The organism is Psychrobacter sp. 1Y4 (genome assembly GCF_051847555.1).
The window spans coordinates 1-581 of sequence record NZ_JBPYDE010000886.1; the positions used below are offsets into that span (position 1 = coordinate 1).

Sequence of the window (581 nt, forward strand, 5' to 3'; positions counted from 1 at the left end):
ATAGACTTAACGCTCACCGATGATTTTGTGGATCCTCATCATTATGCAACCGACGTTATTTTTCGGATTGGCACATTGAATGATTCGTCCTTTCATGCGCGTATTTTCGGTGAGCAAACCTATCATCTTGCCGCCGCGCCAGCATATATAAATAAGCACGACACCCTACAAGCGCCATCCGACTTGGCTCATCATAAATGCTTGGTTTATAAAGGCTCATCAGGGCCAAACCGCTGGTTTTTCAAGAAAAATGATGAAAACTGGACACCATTTGCCGCCCCTGCATTGCTTATGTCAAACAATGCAGAGTCATTGCTGGTATCAGCGCTCAAAGGAATGGGAATTGTACTGTTTCCTGATTGGTTGATCGGTAATCATTTAAAAAGCGGTAAGTTGGTGAAGCTGCTGCCTGACTATGAGGCCGCTATTAAGACGACGCCTCAGCATGTCGCCGCTATCTACCCCAATACACGTCACATCTCGTTGAATGTGAGAGCCTTGATTGATTATTTCGCTGAGGTTTATGGCGAGCCGTTATATTGGCAAGTTAACTAAGAAGCCATGAATGAAGCGCCATAACC

1 protein-coding gene is annotated in these 581 nt (G+C 45.1%); it reads left to right on the top strand.

The features are described 5' to 3' along the window. Positions 1–555, top strand: a 555-nt coding sequence (locus tag ACS8FC_RS19410; protein ID WP_439297993.1) for a substrate binding domain-containing protein, incomplete at its 5' end; no start/stop codon positions are given. Between the last annotated feature and the right edge of the window lie 26 nt (positions 556–581).